Below are 16,004 nucleotides of genomic sequence, written 5' to 3' on the forward strand. Positions count from 1 at the left end.
CCCTTCGGCTCTCTGTCGCAGCTCCTCCCGCGCCGCCCGTTCTCCGGCGCGTCGTTGCAGCAGCACCCAGAAGGAAGGCACCGCCGCCGTGGCTCGACTGTTCGGTACTGACGGGGTCCGGGGTGAGGCCAACAGCGACATCACCGCGGAGCTGGCTCTCGACCTCTCGGTCGCCGCCGCCCATGTCCTCGGGGAGATCGGCGAGTTCGCCGGACACCGGCCCATCGCCGTCGTCGGCACGGACGGCCGCGCCTCCGGCGAGTTCCTCTCCGCCGCTGTGCTCGCGGGCCTGGCGTCGGCCGGTGTCGACGTCCTCGACGCCGGTGTCCTGCCCACGCCGGCGATCGCCTTCCTCACCGCCGACCTCGGAGCGGACCTCGGCGTCGTGCTCTCGGCGTCCCACAACCCGATGCCCGACAACGGGATCAAGTTCTTCGCCCGAGGCGGCCACAAGCTGCCCGACCACGTCGAGGACACCATCGAGCACCGGATGGGGGAGGTGTGGGACCGACCCACCGGGGCGGCGGTCGGCCGGGTGCGTCGGCTCGAGGACGGCCACGCCCGTTACGTCGCGCACCTGCTCGCGGTGCTGCCGCACCGGCTCGACGGCCTGAAGGTCGTCATCGACGCGGCCCACGGCGCCGCGTCCGCGGTCTCGCCCGACGCCTTCCGACAGGCGGGGGCCCAGGTGAACGTCATCGGCGCCGAGCCCGACGGGCTCAACATCAACGACGGCTACGGGTCCACCCACCTCGAGAAGCTGTGTGCGGCCGTGCTCGAGGTGGGCGCCGACCTCGGCATCGCCCACGACGGCGACGCCGATCGCTGCCTCGCGGTGGACGCGGCCGGCCGGCCGGTGGACGGCGACCAGATCATGTCCATCCTCGCTCTGTCGATGCGCGACCGCGGGACGCTGCGGGACGACACGCTCGTCGCCACGGTGATGAGCAACCTCGGGATGCTGCAGGCGATGCAGCGCGAGGGAGTCGTGGTGCGCCAGACCGGCGTCGGCGACCGGTACGTGCTGGAGGACATGCGGGCCGGCGGCTACTCGCTCGGTGGCGAGCAGTCCGGTCACGTGATCTTCCTCGACCACGGCACGACCGGCGACGGCGTGCTGACCGGTCTGATGGTCGCCTCGCGGATGGCCGAGACGGGCCGAAGCCTGGCCGACCTGGCGGCCGTGATGACGCGGCTGCCGCAGGTGCTCATCAACGTCCCCGGCGTCGACAAGGCGGCGGTCGACTCCGACCCCCACGTCCAGGCCGACGTGGCTGCGGCCGCCGCCGAGCTGGACGGCACCGGCCGGGTCCTGCTGCGCAAGTCCGGCACCGAGCCCCTCGTCCGCGTCATGGTCGAGGCCGCTGACGAGGCGCGGGCCAGGGCGGTCGCCACGCGGCTCGCCGAGTCCGTGCGCACCCACCTGTCGCTGCCCGCCTGAGGCTGCTTCCCCGGCATACGCGAGGATCGGCGGGACCGGACCCGATCCGCGACGCACCCCGACCCAGGAGCCATCCATGCCCTTCGAAGCCCTGACCGACGTCTCCTACACCACCTCGGCCACCGCGGTCGGCGGACGCGAGGGGACGGTCAGGAGCGAGGACGGGGTCATCGACCTGCCGCTCGGCAAGCCGGGCAGCGTCGCGAACCCCAAGGCCAACCCCGAGAGCCTCTTCGCCGCCGGGTATGCCGCGTGCTTCAACAGCGCACTCCTCGGCGCCGCCCGCCAGCGGGGCCTCGACATCACCGGCACCAGCGTCACCGCGAAGGTCAGCCTGGGGTCGACCGAGACCGGTTTCGGGATCGCTGTCGACCTCGTCGCGCACATCGTCGGCGTGGGGGACGAGGTGGCGACCGAGCTCCTCGCCGCCGCCCACCAGGGCTGCCCCTACAGCAAGGCGACCCGCGGCACCATCGAGGTCACGGTGGCGGCGAAGGGTTAGCTCCAGCCGGCACCACGGCTCATCGGCACTGCCCCTGCAGCCAGGACCGGGCGGCGGTCAGCTGCGCTGCCGGATCCGTGACGAGGTCGTCCGGGGCGATCGGCCCCCCGGCAAGCTGAGCGCGACGGTCACCCATCGTGCTCCTCGCGATGTAGAGGTGCGCCCCGTCCGGCAGGAGCTCGGTGACGCCGTCGGTGGGCTGCCCGAAGGTCGGCGTCCCGATGCTGCGGGACCGGTCCCTCGCGTGGAAGGCGAGCACGACGGCCTCGCCGGCGCGCGTCGTGCCGCTGTCCTGGAGGACGACGACCGGCTGGGTGATCGGGTGGACAGGGTCCAGGGGCATCACGGGCTCGGTGCCGATCGTCACCGCGTCACCCTGCAGGCCGATCCGCTGGGACCGCGCGACGCGGTCGACCTCGACCAGCGTCGGACCGCTCGGGAGGAGAGCCGCGATGCTGCCGACCATGACGGGCACGTCCGTGCTGCCGTTCCCCCGCACGTCGACGATCCACCCGCACGTCGTCAGTGCGGTCGCATTGGCGATGACGGCGCTGCCCCTGCGGACGTAGGACCTCTCGGCCGAGGTGGGCTGCCCGGATCCGGGCCGGGAGGAGAGGTCCACGAACCCGGGCAGCGTGATCGTGGTGATCCGGTCCGTGCTCGACGTCATCGGTTGCGCGGTGCTCGGCGGCACCGTCGTCATGTCGGCGGTCGAGACGAGGTCACCCGCGCGTTGTCCGGCGGCAGCCAGCGCGTCCCGCAGGGCGGCATACGTGTCCGTGGTCCTGACCGCCTTCTCGACCCGCTGCAGGGCTACCGCCCGCACCGCGGGCCAGTTGGCGTCGACGAAGAGGTTGGTGCCGATGAGGTCGAGCGCTTGGGTGGCGTAGGCGGTGGGGCTCGGGAGGGTGGCGGAGACCACCGGTGCGGGAGTCGACGACCCGGTGCAGGCCGCGGCGGCCCCGACCGCCAGGGCGATCAGCGGGGCGAGCAGGAGGCGCCGGGGCACCGACACATCATCACACCACCTGGGTGAGCAGGCCCGTGTCGACGTCGTAGAGGAACCCCCCGATGAGGATGTCGGAGGGGATGAGCGGGTGCTCCCGCAGCGTCCGGGCGTCGCGGCGCAGGGCGGCCAGCTGGTCCGTGATGACGTGGAAGCCGAACTGCGAGGTGTCCTGGCCGGAGGCTGCCGTCGTCCGGGCGACGATCTCCTGCTCGGTGCTGCTCGCGACGGCGCAGCGCGTGTGGGGGATGATGAGGATCCGCTCCACCTCGAGCAGGTGGACGCCGAGGACCATCGCCTCGAGCGCGGCGTCGGTGAGCCGGGCGCCGGCGTTCCGGACGATCTTCGCGTCCCCCGGCTCGAGCCCGAGCATCCCGAGCGGGTCGATCCGCGAGTCCATGCAGGTGAAGACGAGGACGCCGGCGTGGGCGACCCCGTCGAAGCCCCCGAGGGCGAAGGTCGCGGCATACGACCGGTTGGCCGTGAGGAGGTCGTCGAAGTCGGTCGGAGACTCGGGCCGGGCGCTCACGAGCCCGACCTCGTGGTGGGAGTGGGGCACACGGTGGGCTCCTCCTGCGTCGTGGTGGGGTGCGTCCTGGGGGCATTGACCGCAACGAATGCCGGTGCTGCCTAAGCCTACCCACGGGAAGCGGCGAGCTGCTGTCGGCTGTGCCCTGAGGTCTCCCGGTCGGTCGGGCGCCGGCGTCATCCGTCGTCGGGGCGTGGTGACTCTCGGAACCGGTTCCCGAAAGGGCGGTATTCACCAACGTTTTCTCACGTGGGGTGGTTCCCGCGCAGCGGCGGAGCGTGTTACGCAACCGTTACGGCTACCCCTTGCTTTGGACTGCGAAAGCGTTTTTACTTTGAGCCGCACCACCTCATCGTCGAGGCCCTCCGCGTCCTCGTTCATGTCTTCAGGGCGCAGGCCCGGGGCTCCAAAGGAGAAGCAACGGAATGATTACACGCAGGGCAACTGGAACCGCGGTCGCCGCGGTGGCTGTGGCAGGACTCGCCTCAGGCTGTCTCTCGTCCAACACGACGAGCACCAACAACGCCAGCGCCGCGGCCGGGGCGGGCAAGAGCACCGTCGAGGTGATGTACGGCTTCGGCAACGAGCAGGAGACGGGCTTCCAGACCGACATCAAGAAGTTCGCCGCCGCCAACGGGATCACCATCAAGTTCACCAAGGCCGCCTCCTGGGACACCGAGATCAACGCGCGGGTCGCCGGCGGCAGCCCGCCCGACGTGGGTCTCTTCCCCCAGCCGGGCCTGATGTGCGACCTCGCCAAGCAGAACAAGCTCATCCCCTACGACGACGCCACGGTCGCCACCGACAAGGCCACCCTGGTCCCGGGGCTCGTGGCCGCCGGCACCTGCGCCGATGGGAAGGTCTACGGGCTCCCGTCCGAGGTCAGCGTCAAGAGCCTCCTCTGGTACGACCAGGCGGCCTACAAGGCCGCCGGCGTCCAGGTGCCGACCACGCTCGACGAGCTGCTCTCGGTGACTGCTCAGCTGAAGGCCGCGGGCAAGACGCCCTGGTGCATCGCCGCGGAGTCCGGCAACGCCACCGGCTGGCCGATCACCGACTGGATCGAGGACCTCGTCCTGCGGATCGCCGGCCCTGACAACTACGACAAGTGGGTCAAGGGCACGCTGAAGTTCAACAGCCCCGAGATCAAGCCGGCCTTCGAGTACTTCCAGAAGATCGCCTTCACCGACGGCAACGTCCGCGGCGGCACGAAGTCCATCGTCGCGACGAACTTCCAGACCGGCGGCAACGCGCTGTTCACGCAGCCCCCCGGGTGCTACCTCTTCAAGCAGGCGACGTTCATCGCCGCCAAGGGCGGCTTCCCCGACTCGGTGGTCGCGGCGCTCGACACAACTGCCGGCGTCACGGCGTTCCCGGCCAAGGAGGCCGGCAACAACCCGGTCGAGGTCGGCGGCGACATCGCCGCAGCCTTCAACAACGACGCCAACACGCTCAAGGTGCGCAACTTCATCGCCAGCAAGGAGAACGGCACCGAGGCCGGAAAGGCAGGATCCCTTTCGCCGCACACGACGTTCGACGCGTCGCTCTACCCCAACGCCACGATCCGCAAGATCGCGACGGACGTGCTCTACAAGGCCACTGCCGCCCGCTTCGACGGGTCGGACTCCATGCCGGCGCGAGTCGGTGCCGGCACGTTCTGGACCGAGCCCACGAAGTGGATCTCCGGCCAGGAGGACCTCGACACGGCCCTGAACAACATCGACGCCAGCTTCCCCAAGACTGCCGGCTGACGACGAACGGGGTGTAGGGGCGGTCGCCACGGCCGCCCCTACACCCACGAGCCACTTCCCCCCTCGTCAGAAAGGACGCCAGACGTGGCCCTCAAGATCGTCAACGCGCTGCTCGCCATCATCGGCGGCATCGGCGGTGCCATGCTCATCTTCTGGATTCTCAACAAGCTGTCGGAGTCGCTCAAGGGGCGCTGGGAGGACCGGGTCAAGCCCTGGATGTTCGCCGGCCCGGCGATCCTGGCCATCGCCGTCTTCCTCATCTACCCGGCGATCACCACGCTGCAGTACAGCTTCGCCAACGACCAGACCACGTCCTACGTCGGTTTCCAGAACTACATCGACCTGTTCTCCGACCCGACGTTCCGCACGGCGCTGTTCAACAACGTGCTCTGGATCATCCTCGTCCCCGTCATCACCGTGGGCTTCGGGCTGCTTGTGGCGATCCTCACCGACCGCCTCCGCCCGCGCGGCGAGAAGCTGACGAAGACGATCATCTTCCTGCCGATGGCGATCAGCATGGTGGGCGCGGCGACGATCTGGTCGACCATCTTCTCGTTCCAGCCGGCCGGTTCCCCCCAGACCGGGCTGCTCAACGCCGCGCTCGGCATCTTCGGCAAGGACCCGGTCTCGTGGTACCAGACCAGCACGCTCCGACTCAACAGCCTCCTGCTCATGGTCATCCTCATCTGGACCCAGGTGGGCTACTCCATGGTGCTGCTCTCCTCGGCCATCAAGGCCGTGCCCGAGGACACCGTCGAGGCGGGCCGGATCGACGGCGCCGGTGAGCGCCGGATCTTCACCAGCATTATCGTCCCCCAGATCTGGGGGACCATGGTCACCGTCTTCATCACCGTGCTCATCGGGGTCATGAAGGTCTTCGACATCGTCTACGTCGTCACCAACGGCGGGTTCAACACGGACGTCATCGGCCGCCGCTTCTACGACGAGCTCTTCACCTTCCGCAACAACGGGTATGCCGCCAGCATCGTCGTCATCCTGATGATCGCGATCATTCCGGTCCTGATCTACCAAGTCCGTCACTTCCGCGCTGAGGAGCTCGCACGATGACCGCCAACATCCAGCTGGGGGTCGGTGGGCCTGAGGGCCTGGCCGACGACACGAAACCCAGCCAGGTCCTCAAGCAGAGCAAGAACGGCACCGGCGCGGGCAGCGCCGGGTGGGCCGTGCGGATCGTCCTGGGCATCCTCTGCACCTTGTGGATGATCCCCGTGCTGGGCCTCTTCGTGAACTCCTTCCGGCCCCGGGACCAGCAGCTGGGCTCGGGCTGGTGGTCGGTGATCAACAACCCGCTCGACCTGACGAAGTGGACCCTCTCGAACTACAAGAACGTCATCCTCACGCAGGACGGCGGGGTCAACATGGGGTCGGCGTTCATCAACAGCCTCGTCGTCGCCCTGCCGGCGACGGTCATCCCGATCCTCGTCGCCTGCTTTGCGGCATACGCCTTCACGTTCATGCAGTGGCGGGGCCGTGACATCGTCTTCGTGGTCATCGTCGGCCTGCTCGTGATCCCCAATCAGGTGGCCCTCGTGCCGCTGCTGAAGCTCTACGGGCAGCTCGGGATCAACCAAACGTTCCTCGCGGTCTGGCTGGCGCACATCGGCTTCGGTATGCCGCTCGCGGTCTACATCTTCCGCAACTACATGTCGACCCTGCCGATGGCGCTCATCGAGTCGGCGAAGATCGACGGGGCGAGCCACTTCACGACGTTCTGGCGGCTCATCATCCCGATGTCGACACCGGCGATCGCCTCCTTCGCGATCTTCCAGTTCCTCTGGGTCTGGAACGACCTGCTCGTGGCGCTGCTCTTCCTCGGCCGCGGTGACAACACCGTCGTCACGGTCGCTCTCCAGGGGCTGCAGGGCCAGACCGGGCAGGGGCGCGAGCTCATCCCGTCGGCGGCCTTCGTCGCGATCATCATCCCGATCATCGTCTTCCTCTCGCTGCAGCGGTTCTTCATCCGCGGCATGACGTCCGGCGCGGTCAAGGGCTGAGTCCGACGAGGACGGCGCCCACCCCCTCTCGGGTGGGTGCCGTCCGTCGAGGGACCCGCAGCAGATGACCACGATCCTCGACGTCGCCCGAGCCTCCGGAGTCTCGGTCGCCACCGTCTCGCGTGCCCTTCGCGGGCTCGACCGGGTCAGTGCCACGACCCGTGCCAGAGTCCTCGAGGCGGCGACGCAGCTCCACTACGTCGCCTCGCCCACCGCGACCTCCCTCGTCTCCGGACGGACGCGGGTGATCGGTGTCGTCACGCCCTTCGTCGACCGGTGGTACTTCTCGACGCTGATCAGTGCGATCGAGAAGTCCATCCGGCACCAGGCCCACCACGTGCTCCTGCTCGACCTCGAGGAGAGCCCCAACCGGCGACTGTCGCTGACGCGGGACATGGTGAGCAAGAGGGTCGACGGGGTCGTCGTCCTCAACGTCATGCTCGCCGAGCAGGAGAAGGTCCTGCTGAGCGACCTCAGGCTGCCGACCGTCACGATCGGCAACACCTATCCCGGGTGGTCCTCGGTGCGGATCGACGACGGCGCGACGGTGACGACAGCGGTGCAGCACCTCGTGGCGTTGGGCCACACCGAGATCGCCTACATCGGCGCCGTGCTGCGTCCCGAAGCCTATGGGGCCGTGCCCCGGGAGCGGCGGGACGCGTTCGTGCAGGCGATGCGTGACGCGGCGCTGCCGGTGCACCGAGGCTGGGTGCGGTTGTCGGACTGGACCGCCGGTGACGCGACGGTCGACGCGATGATGCTCTTCTCGGAGGAGCGACGACCCACGGCCGTCGTCGCGGCGTCCGACGAGATGGCCCTCGGCGTCCTCGCCGCCGCGAACCGCGCCGGGCTGCGCGTCCCCGAGGAGCTCTCGATCATCGGCGTCGACGACCACCCGCTCGCGTCGGTCTTCGGTCTCACCACCGTCCGCCAGGACGTCCGCGCCCAGGCCGCGATGGCGAGCGCCATGCTGCTGCGGACCATCGCCAGCCCGTTCCCCCCGGCCGTCGAGGGCGTGGTGCTCCCGACGGAGCTCATGGTGCGGGACACGACCGGACCGGCGGGACGCGGCTAGGGGTCGGTCAGGCCGTGCGGCGGAGGACGACGGCCTCCCACGGGCGGAGGGTCGTTCCGCTCCAATCGCCCTTGCTGGCAGCGTAGTTCGTCGAGATGACCTCGGCTGCTCGCCACCCGTCGGTCACCGCCGAGACGTCGAGGTCGGCGCCGGAGAGGTTCGCGACGACGAGCAGGCGGGTGCTGCCGAGCTGCCGGGTGAAGGCCCAGAGGATCTCGTCGTCGGGGGCGAGGAGGGCGAAGTCGCCGTGGGAGACGGCGGGCTCGTGATGCCGGAGCGCGACGAGGTGCCGGTAGTGGTGCAGCACCGAGTCGGGGTCGGCCCACGCGGCCGCCGCGTTGACCTGCTCGTGGCCGGGGGTGAGCCGCAGCCACGGGGTGCCGGTCGTGAAGCCGGCCTGCGGGCCGTCGTCCCAGGGCATCGGCGTGCGGGCGTTGTCCCGGCCGATCCACTGCAGGGCCGCGAGGACGTCGCCGGGCGCCACCCCGCTCGCCGTCGCCTCGCGGTGGTGGTTCAGCGACTCGATGTCGCGGTAGTCCTCGATCCGCGCGAAGCCGGCGTTCGGCATACCCAGCTCCTCGCCCTGGTAGACGTAGGGCGTGCCCCGGTGCAGGTGCAGGACCGTGGCCAGCAGCTTGGCCGACAGGACCCGGTATGCCGCGTCGTCACCGAAGCGGGAGACCGCGCGCGGCTGGTCGTGGTTGCCCCAGTAGAGGCTGTTCCACCCCACCTCGGCCAGCCCGTCCTGCCAGCGGGCGAGGACCTGCTTCAGCCGCGACACCCGCAGCGGCAGCCGGTCGAACTTCGTGCGGCCCTGGTCGAGCCCGACGTGCTCGAAGGTGAAGACCATGTCGAGCTCGTGCCGGGCCGGGTCGGTGTAGAGCCGGGCCTCCTCCACCGTGGACCCCGGCATCTCCCCGACGGTGACCAGCGGCAGGTCGGGCGCCGAGCGGTCCGCCCAGACGGCCTCGTTCATCTCGCGCAGGAACTCGTGGATCCGGGGACCGTTCGTGACGAACGGGGCGCCGTCACCCAGCGGGCTGCCCGAGGCGGAGGTCGCGTGCACGACGCCGTCGGGCAGCCCGGGCACCTTGGAGATGAGGTTGATGACGTCCATCCGGAATCCGTCGACGCCGCGCTCCAGCCAGCGCCGCATCATCGCGTGCACGGCGCCGCGGACCGCGGGGTTCTCCCAGTCGAGGTCGGGCTGCTTGCGCGAGAACAGGTGGAGGTAGTACTCCCCGGACGCCTCGTCGAGCTCCCACGCGGGTCCGGAGAAGAAGGACTCCCAGTTGTTGGGTTCGGCGCCCGGCGCGCCGGCCTCGAACCCCTCGCGGGGCGGACGCCAGACGTACCAGTCCCGTTGCGGGGCAAGCGGGCTCGATCGCGAGGCGACGAACCACGGGTGCTCGTCGGAGGTGTGGTTGACGACGAGGTCCATCATCAGCCGCATCCCGCGCGCGTGGATGCCGGCGACGAGCTCGTCGAAGGTCGCGAGGTCGCCGAAGAGCGGGTCGATGTCCTCGTAGTCGCTGATGTCGTAGCCGTTGTCGTCCATCGGCGACCGGTAGACCGGCGACAGCCAGATCACGTCGACGCCGAGCCGGGCGATGTGGTCGAGGTGGTCGATGATCCCGCGGAGGTCGCCGACGCCGTCACCGTCGGAGTCGGCGAAGCTGCGCGGATAGACCTGGTAGACGACCGCCTTCTGCCACCAAGGGGATTCGTCGGCGGTCGTGGCCGATGTCGTCACAGCTCGGCCAGCGACGGGCCGTAGGCGCCGGCGTGGGCGACGGTGATCCCGCTGCAGGCCAGACCCCGCTCGAGGGCGGGTCGGATGTCCTGCAGCGTGGCCTCCGCCAGCCGCGCGCGAGCCTCGGGCCCGCCGAGGAGGCCATCCGCGAGGAGACCGGAGACCAGGCCGGCCATGAAGGAGTCGCCCGCGCCGACGGTGTCCACGACGGACGTCGCCCGGGTCGGCTCGGACGCGACCTCGCCGGTGCGCGGGACGGAGAAGACGACGCCGTCGGCGCCGCGGGTCACGACGAGCACGGCGGGCCCCATCGCCCCCCAGACCCGCAGCACCTCCGGCACGCTGAGGCCGGGGTAGAGCGCAGCGAGGTCCTCGTCGCTGGCCTTGACGACGTCGGACAGCGCGATGACCTCCTCGATGCGCGCCTTGGCGGCGGCGAGGTCGGTCATGATGTGGATCCGGACGTTGGGGTCGTAGGAGACCGTCGCCCGGTCGCGGGTCGCCCGCAGCGCCTCCACCACCTGCGTGCCGCCGGGCTCGAGGACGGCGGCGATCGACCCGGTGTGCACGTGGTGGGTGCCCTCCGGCGCCGTCACGCGGGCGAGGTCCCAGACGAGGTCGAAGGTGTAGGTCGCAGCCCCGCTCCCGTCGAGGTGCGCCAGGGCCGTCGAGGTGCGGTCGGCGGTGTCGCTGTCCGGCACGAGGCTGACGTCGCCCTCGGCGAGCTGGTCGGCGATCCGGTGGCCGCGTTCGTCGTCGCCGAAGCGGGTGCCGAAGTCGACCGCCTCCCCGAGCCGCGAGAGTCCGAGCGCGACGTTGAGCGGGGAGCCGCCGACATACTCGCTCCGCTCGCCGTCGTCACGCTCGACGATGTCGACGAGCGACTCGCCGAGGACCAGGGTGCGACCGCTCACGGTGCACCGCCGTCGTGGACGAAGTCGAGGTGGCTGTACGCCGCGAGCTTGTGGAACTGGTGCTGGGCTTCGATGACCCGGATCGTGCCGCTCCGCGACCGCATCACGAGGGAGTGCGTCGTCGCCGACTCCGAGCCGTAGCGCACGCCACGCAGGAGCTGCCCGTCGGTGATGCCGGTAGCGACGAAGTAGCACTCGCCGCTGACGAGCTCGTCGGTGGAGAGCACCGCATCGAGGTCGTGGCCGGCGTCGAGCGCCTTCTGCCGCTCCTCGTCGTCGACCGGGGCGAGCCGCCCCTGGATGACACCGCCCATGCACTTGATCGCGCACGCGGCGATGATGCCCTCGGGGGTGCCGCCGACGCCGAGCAGGAGGTCGACACCGGTATCGGGTCGGGCGGCCATCACGGCCCCGGCCACGTCGCCGTCGCTGATGTAGAAGAGCCGGGCCCCCGCGGCGCGGATCTGGTCGGCGAGGGCGTTGTGCCGCGGTCGGTCGAGCATGACGACGGTGACGTCGGAGGGCTGCTCCTTCTTGGCCTTGGCGATCCGCCTGATGTTCTCGGCGGGGGGGAGCCGGATGTCGACGACGTCGGCGGCGTCGGGTCCGGTGGCGAGCTTGTCCATGTAGAACACCGCGCTGGGGTCGTACATCGTGCCCCGCTCGGCCACGGCCATCACGGATACGGCGTTGCTCATGCCCTTGGCCGTGAGGGTGGTGCCATCGACGGGGTCGACGGCCACGTCGACCTCGGGCCCGGTCCCGTCGCCGACGCGCTCGCCGTTGAAGAGCATCGGCGCGTTGTCCTTCTCGCCCTCGCCGATGACCACGGTGCCGTTCATGGCGATGCTCGAGATGAGGTGGCGCATGGCCTCCACCGCTGCTCCGTCGGCGGAGTTCTTGTCCCCCCGCCCGACCCAGCGGCCCGCAGCCAGCGCGGCGGCCTCGGTCACCCGCACGAGCTCGAGGGCGAGGTTGCGGTCGGGATAGTCATTGCTCATCGTCGAACTGGGCTCCTCGCGGGAAGGTCTCACTCGGCGGCCCCACTCTAGGGGGCGGACGGCGCAGCGAGCCACCGGCACAGGTCGTTTGGCAACAGGGGCGGCGTGGGCGACTATGGAGGGGTGAGCATCGCGACGCCGGAGAGCACCCCCACCGAGGAAGCGTCGCCCGACGTCCCGGAGCCGGTGGCGTCCGAGCCCGACTCTCCCGCGGCGCCGCCGAAGAGCCGCTACTCGATGGGGTCCTCGGCCAACATGGTCCGCTCCCTCATCGTCATCCTCGGACTCGTCGCCGTGCTCATCGCGATCGTGCCGCGGATCTCCTCCGTCGACCAGCCGGCCGTCGACGCCGCGTCCGTCGTCGGATATGCGGTCACGTCCTCCAAGGGTGTCGCCTTCGAGGCCCCCGTCGGGCTGCCCACCGGGTGGAAGGCCACCAGCGCGCGCTACGAGCCGAGCACCGACGGGATCGTCACCTGGCAGGGCGGGTGGACCACGCCGTCCACCGACGGCTACGTCTCGATCCGGCAGGCGGTCAAGGTGAGCGGGAAGTGGATCACCGCCGCGACCGACGACGGTGTTGTCCAGGGCGCCGTCCAGGCCGGCGGACGGACCTGGGAGAAGCGCTACTCCGCGCAGCACAACCAGACCAGCCTCGTGGACGAGCACCCCGACGGCCTCACGACGGTCATCACCGCGACCGCGCCGATGGGCGACATCCTGACCTTCACCAACGACCTCAAGCCGGCCGCGGCCCGCTGACCCCTGGGGTCTGCCCGGGTCCGGTGGCCTCGGCGATCTGCCGTTGCGCGCCGTCGAGCCAGGCGGTGCAGTGCGCCGCGAGCGCCTCACCCCGGCGCCAGAGCGCCATGCTCTCCTCGAGCGGCACCTGCCCGTTCTCGAGCCCACCGACGATGGCGACGAGCTCGTCGCGGGCCTCCTCGTAGGACAGCCCCGCGATGTCCGGGAACGCATGGATGTCCGAGTTCGCAGGAACGGCCTCACCCGGGTCCGGGACGGCCGAGTCTTCCGACGCGGCAGGCTTCTTCGCGGCGGGGCTCATCCGACCACCCTAACCAGACGCTGTGGAGCGGTGAGACAACGGCGGTCGGACGGGGGGAGTCACCTGGGCCGGGTGGGTCAGCCCTCATCCCGGGGTGGGGACGGTCGACCGGCACGAGTCCGGTATGCCGCCCGGCTGGCGGCAAACGGCCGGCCGAGCAGTCGGACCTCCTAGGACGCGCCGCCGACGGTCCGGACCCCGAAGTCGCCGTGGGCGACCCGCACCCGCAGCAGCTCGGCCGGTTCGAGCTCGGCCTGGTCGGTGACGAGGCGTCCGTCGGCGTGCTGCACGACGGCATACCCGCGCTCGAGGGTCGACTGGGGGGAGAGCGCGCGGACCTGGGTGGCGAGGTGGCCGACCTGGTCGTGGGCGCGTCGGAGCCGCCCGAGGAGTCGCTCGGTGCCGCGCGAGCGCAGGGCCGAGACCTGCTCGCGGTGGCGCACGACGAGGGCGGTCGGGTCGGCCATCACGGGTCGTGACCGGAGCGACGCGATGACGTGCCGCTCGTGGCCGAGCCGCCCGATCAGCGCCCGGCCGGCACGTGAGGCGAGCTGCTCGATGCGGGCGCGTTCCTCCGCCGCGTCGGGGACGACCCGCTTGCCGGCGTCGGTGGGGGTCGAGGCGCGCCAGTCGGCGACGAGGTCGAGCAAGGGCTGGTCGACGTCGTGGCCGATGGCGCTGACGACGGGGGTCACCGCCTCGGACACCGCCCGCAGGAGGGTCTCGTTGGAGAACGGCAGCAGCTCCTCGGCCGACCCGCCGCCGCGCGCGATGATGATCACATCGATGCTGTTGTCCGCGTCCAGCTCGCGCAGGGCCTCGGTGACCTCGAGGACCGTGTTGGAGCCCTGGACGGCGACCTCACGGATGACGAACTGCACTGATGGCCAACGCCGCCGGGCATTCTCGACGACGTCTTTCTCGGCGGCGCTCTCGCGTCCGGTGATGAGTCCGACGGTGCGCGGGAGGAAGGGTAGCGGGCGCTTGCGCTCCCGGTCGAAGAGACCCTCCTGCGCGAGCCGCTGCTTGAGCACCTCGATGCGAGCGAGCAGGTCGCCGATGCCGACGGGGCGGATCTGGCGGGCGTCGAGGCTGAGGGTGCCGCGCTTCGGCCAGAAGCTCGGCTTCGCCTGGAGGACCACCCGGGCGCCCTCGATGAGCGGCGTCGGCATGGCGTTGAGGGCGTGGATCGAGATGTTGGCCGTGAGCGACATGTCGACCTCGGGATCACGCACGACGAGGTATGCCGTGTTGCCCCGGCGGTTGACCTGGACGACCTGGCCCTCGACCCAGAGCGACGACATCTTGTCGACGTAGGCGACGATCTTCATACTGAGGTGCCGCACCGGCCAGGGCTGCTCGGCGCTCGTGTCGGCGGCGCGTTCGGGCAGCGGTTGGCTCACGCAAGCAGTATGACGTCACCGTCGCCAGCCAAAGAATCACCCCTTCGGAGCTCCCAGAGGTGATTCTTTGGCGGGCAACGGGTCACTCGTCGGCGGCCGACTCGCGGCGCTCCTGCGCGGTGTAGGCGCGCATGGGTGCTGCGGCGTCGACGAGCCGCGCCTGACGGAGGGAGGCGACCTTGGCGGACGTCGCCGCCATCACCTTGTCCACGCTGCCCCTCCCGTAGGTCACGGCGTGCTCGGCCGCGATGCCCATGCTCGTGCCGACCTCGATCGCGTCCTGGTCGGCGCCCATGTAGAGGAACTGCCAGCCGTATGCCGTCGTCTGCTGCTCGACCAGGGCCTTGATCCCGGGGTGGGTCCACTCGCGGCTGGCGTTCTCGAGCCCGTCGGTCATGATCGCCACGACGACGGTGCCGGGCCGCTGGTGCTCGGGAAGGGCGGCCAGCCGAGCACCGGACTCGGTGACGAGGCGACCGATCGAGTCGAGCAGGGCTGTGCTGCCTCGGGGTTCGAGCTTCAGCGGCGCCACTTCGGCGACCGGCACGTCGCGGAACACCTCCTCGTAGACCGAGTCGAACTGCGCGAGCGTCACCCGGCACGCTCCGGAAGCCGAGCGCTGCTGCTCGATGAAGGCTGCGAAGCCACCCTCGGTGTCGGACTTGATGGACTGCATCGAGCCCGACCGGTCGAGCAGGAAGTAGAGGTGGGTGAGGTCGCTGCGCGTCATGGTGGTGCCCTTCCGGTGGTGGATCACGGTGGTGCTCAGACCAGGTCGATGGTGCTCAGCTCGGTCGGCGCGGCTTGAATCGCATCGGCGGTCGGGCCGGGCTGGGGGTGGCCGGTGCCGGAGGGACGGCGCCGGTCTCCTGGTCGTAGCGAGCACGTTCGACCCCCGAGGCAGTGACCCGCCCGTCGTCGTTGGCGTAGGCGCGCAGGGCCGCGGTGCGCGCGAGCCGGGGCCCGACGGCATTCTCCGAGAGCCCGGCTCCAGCGCCGGCGGAGCGCAAAGAGGCGTCGCCCGACAGCACCGCCTGCGCCATCGACTCGTCGATCAGGTCGGTCAAGCGGTCGGCAGCCGCCCGCAGGTGGGGGAGCGCCTCGTGGGGGCCTTCAGCGGACTGGGCGGCGGCCAGGTCGTCGCGGATGGCCTCGAGCGGGACGCTCCGGGCGGCGTCTGGGGTCATCGCACGAGCATGCCGCACTAAGTGCGGTTACGCAAGATCTGCGGCGCCGTTCCGCCTTCTCCGCCAAACATGCAAGGGGCCGAAGGCTGACCATCATGTCCCGGTATGCCACCCCTGCCGGCTGCTTCTGTATGTCTGGCTGTCCGGGCTCCACCAGGTCGGCCCCTGAAGCGGCCCGTTGGGCCGTCACCCGCGGCATACGGGGGCGGGCGGCTTCTGACTCCGCCGTACGATGGACGCATGTCCGAACCCGCTGCGCCCACCCCCCGGACGTCCACGAAGCGCGTCCTGCTGGCTGCCCCCCGGGGCTACTGCGCAGGGGTCGACCGGGCGGTCATCACGGTCGAGAAGGCACTCGAGCTCT

The 16,004-nt window shown here is 70.4% G+C and carries 16 protein-coding genes and 1 pseudogene; 8 read left to right on the forward strand and 9 right to left on the reverse strand.

Translation table 11 applies throughout. The annotated features are described in order from the left end of the window. Positions 1–88 precede the first annotated feature (88 nt). Positions 89–1,441 (forward strand): phosphoglucosamine mutase, encoded by a 1,353-nt coding sequence (glmM, locus tag Q0R63_RS21505; protein WP_295702000.1) that lies wholly within the window; start codon positions 89–91, stop codon positions 1,439–1,441. 76 nt (positions 1,442–1,517) lie between these two features. After that, entirely contained in the window at positions 1,518–1,943 is a 426-nt protein-coding gene (locus Q0R63_RS21510; protein WP_295702002.1) for an Ohr family peroxiredoxin, read from the forward strand. A 19-nt stretch (positions 1,944–1,962) separates the two neighbouring features. Here the strand turns inward: Q0R63_RS21510 and Q0R63_RS21515 are convergent, their stop codons facing one another. Together Q0R63_RS21515 and Q0R63_RS21520 are read right to left on the reverse strand one after the other, a co-directional pair. Further along, complete coding sequence (locus tag Q0R63_RS21515) at positions 1,963–2,952, reverse strand: S41 family peptidase (protein WP_295702004.1); 990 nt, start codon at positions 2,950–2,952, stop codon at positions 1,963–1,965. 10 nt (positions 2,953–2,962) lie between these two features. Next, entirely contained in the window at positions 2,963–3,508 is a 546-nt protein-coding gene (locus Q0R63_RS21520) for a carbonic anhydrase (protein ID WP_295702005.1), read from the reverse strand. Between the two features lie 434 nt (positions 3,509–3,942). Between Q0R63_RS21520 and Q0R63_RS21525 the strand changes: the two genes are divergently transcribed. From Q0R63_RS21525 to Q0R63_RS21540, 4 genes are all read left to right on the forward strand, one after another. Then, positions 3,943–5,229: an extracellular solute-binding protein gene (locus Q0R63_RS21525; RefSeq protein WP_295702007.1), complete on the forward strand. Its 1,287-nt coding sequence runs from the start codon at positions 3,943–3,945 to the stop codon at positions 5,227–5,229. An 84-nt stretch (positions 5,230–5,313) separates the two neighbouring features. Continuing rightward, entirely contained in the window at positions 5,314–6,297 is a 984-nt protein-coding gene (locus tag Q0R63_RS21530) for a sugar ABC transporter permease (RefSeq protein ID WP_295702010.1), read from the forward strand. Continuing rightward, positions 6,294–7,244 (forward strand): carbohydrate ABC transporter permease, encoded by a 951-nt coding sequence (locus tag Q0R63_RS21535; protein ID WP_295702013.1) that lies wholly within the window; start codon positions 6,294–6,296, stop codon positions 7,242–7,244. The genes Q0R63_RS21530 and Q0R63_RS21535 overlap by 4 nt, the downstream gene beginning before the upstream one ends. Positions 7,245–7,308: 64 nt before the next feature. Next, positions 7,309–8,319, forward strand: a complete 1,011-nt coding sequence (locus Q0R63_RS21540) for a LacI family DNA-binding transcriptional regulator (protein WP_295702015.1) — start codon at positions 7,309–7,311, stop codon at positions 8,317–8,319. A gap of 7 nt (positions 8,320–8,326) precedes the next feature. On the opposite strand, the gene Q0R63_RS21545 is transcribed toward Q0R63_RS21540, so the two are convergent. The 3 genes from Q0R63_RS21545 to glpX are packed head-to-tail and all read right to left on the reverse strand — an operon-like array spanning position 8,327 to position 11,987. Next, positions 8,327–10,072, reverse strand: a complete 1,746-nt coding sequence (locus Q0R63_RS21545) for an alpha-glucosidase (RefSeq protein WP_295702017.1) — start codon at positions 10,070–10,072, stop codon at positions 8,327–8,329. Beyond that, the gene (locus tag Q0R63_RS21550) at positions 10,069–10,986 is read right to left on the reverse strand and encodes a carbohydrate kinase (RefSeq protein WP_295702019.1); all 918 of its coding nucleotides are present in this window, start codon (positions 10,984–10,986) and stop codon (positions 10,069–10,071) included. The genes Q0R63_RS21545 and Q0R63_RS21550 overlap by 4 nt, the downstream gene beginning before the upstream one ends. Continuing rightward, the gene (gene glpX / locus Q0R63_RS21555; protein WP_295702022.1) at positions 10,983–11,987 is read right to left on the reverse strand and encodes a class II fructose-bisphosphatase; all 1,005 of its coding nucleotides are present in this window, start codon (positions 11,985–11,987) and stop codon (positions 10,983–10,985) included. Before glpX ends, Q0R63_RS21550 begins: the two co-directional genes overlap by 4 nt. A 123-nt stretch (positions 11,988–12,110) precedes the next feature. Between glpX and Q0R63_RS21560 the strand changes: the two genes are divergently transcribed. Beyond that, positions 12,111–12,749: a DUF4245 domain-containing protein gene (locus tag Q0R63_RS21560; protein ID WP_295702024.1), complete on the forward strand. Its 639-nt coding sequence runs from the start codon at positions 12,111–12,113 to the stop codon at positions 12,747–12,749. Here the strand turns inward: Q0R63_RS21560 and Q0R63_RS21565 are convergent. From Q0R63_RS21565 to Q0R63_RS21580, 4 genes are all read right to left on the reverse strand, one after another. Further along, entirely contained in the window at positions 12,727–13,050 is a 324-nt protein-coding gene (locus Q0R63_RS21565) for an exodeoxyribonuclease VII small subunit (protein WP_295702026.1), read from the reverse strand. The two genes, Q0R63_RS21560 and Q0R63_RS21565, sit on opposite strands and share 23 nt — an antisense overlap. Positions 13,051–13,220: 170 nt before the next feature. Then, a complete protein-coding gene (xseA, locus tag Q0R63_RS21570) occupies positions 13,221–14,453 on the reverse strand; it encodes an exodeoxyribonuclease VII large subunit (protein WP_295702028.1) in 1,233 nt (410 codons plus the stop codon). Positions 14,454–14,535: 82 nt separating this feature from the next. Continuing rightward, entirely contained in the window at positions 14,536–15,183 is a 648-nt protein-coding gene (locus Q0R63_RS21575) for a vWA domain-containing protein (protein WP_295702030.1), read from the reverse strand. A gap of 55 nt (positions 15,184–15,238) precedes the next feature. Next, positions 15,239–15,640, reverse strand: coding sequence for a hypothetical protein (locus tag Q0R63_RS21580; RefSeq protein ID WP_295702032.1), 402 nt, complete (start codon positions 15,638–15,640; stop codon positions 15,239–15,241). A 240-nt stretch (positions 15,641–15,880) separates the two neighbouring features. Between Q0R63_RS21580 and Q0R63_RS21585 the strand changes: the two are divergent. After that, positions 15,881–16,004 (forward strand): annotated as a pseudogene (locus Q0R63_RS21585) (4-hydroxy-3-methylbut-2-enyl diphosphate reductase); the annotation flags it as partial.

This window comes from Lapillicoccus sp. (assembly GCF_025353065.1).
GTDB lineage: Bacteria > Actinomycetota > Actinomycetes > Actinomycetales > Dermatophilaceae > Lapillicoccus.

What these genes read in the sequence shown, in the direction of transcription:
- Q0R63_RS21540 (WP_295702015.1), top strand. Translation starts at nt 7,309, where the DNA reads ATGACCACGATCCTCGACGTCGCCCGAGCCTCCGGAGTCTCGGTCGCC.
- Q0R63_RS21510 (WP_295702002.1), top strand. Translation starts at nt 1,518, where the DNA reads ATGCCCTTCGAAGCCCTGACCGACGTCTCCTACACCACCTCGGCCACC.
- Q0R63_RS21535 (WP_295702013.1), top strand. Translation starts at nt 6,294, where the DNA reads ATGACCGCCAACATCCAGCTGGGGGTCGGTGGGCCTGAGGGCCTGGCC.
- Q0R63_RS21580 (WP_295702032.1), bottom strand. Translation starts at nt 15,640, where the DNA reads ATGACCCCAGACGCCGCCCGGAGCGTCCCGCTCGAGGCCATCCGCGAC.
- Q0R63_RS21575 (WP_295702030.1), bottom strand. Translation starts at nt 15,183, where the DNA reads ATGACGCGCAGCGACCTCACCCACCTCTACTTCCTGCTCGACCGGTCG.
- glpX (WP_295702022.1), bottom strand. Translation starts at nt 11,987, where the DNA reads ATGAGCAATGACTATCCCGACCGCAACCTCGCCCTCGAGCTCGTGCGG.
- Q0R63_RS21565 (WP_295702026.1), bottom strand. Translation starts at nt 13,050, where the DNA reads ATGAGCCCCGCCGCGAAGAAGCCTGCCGCGTCGGAAGACTCGGCCGTC.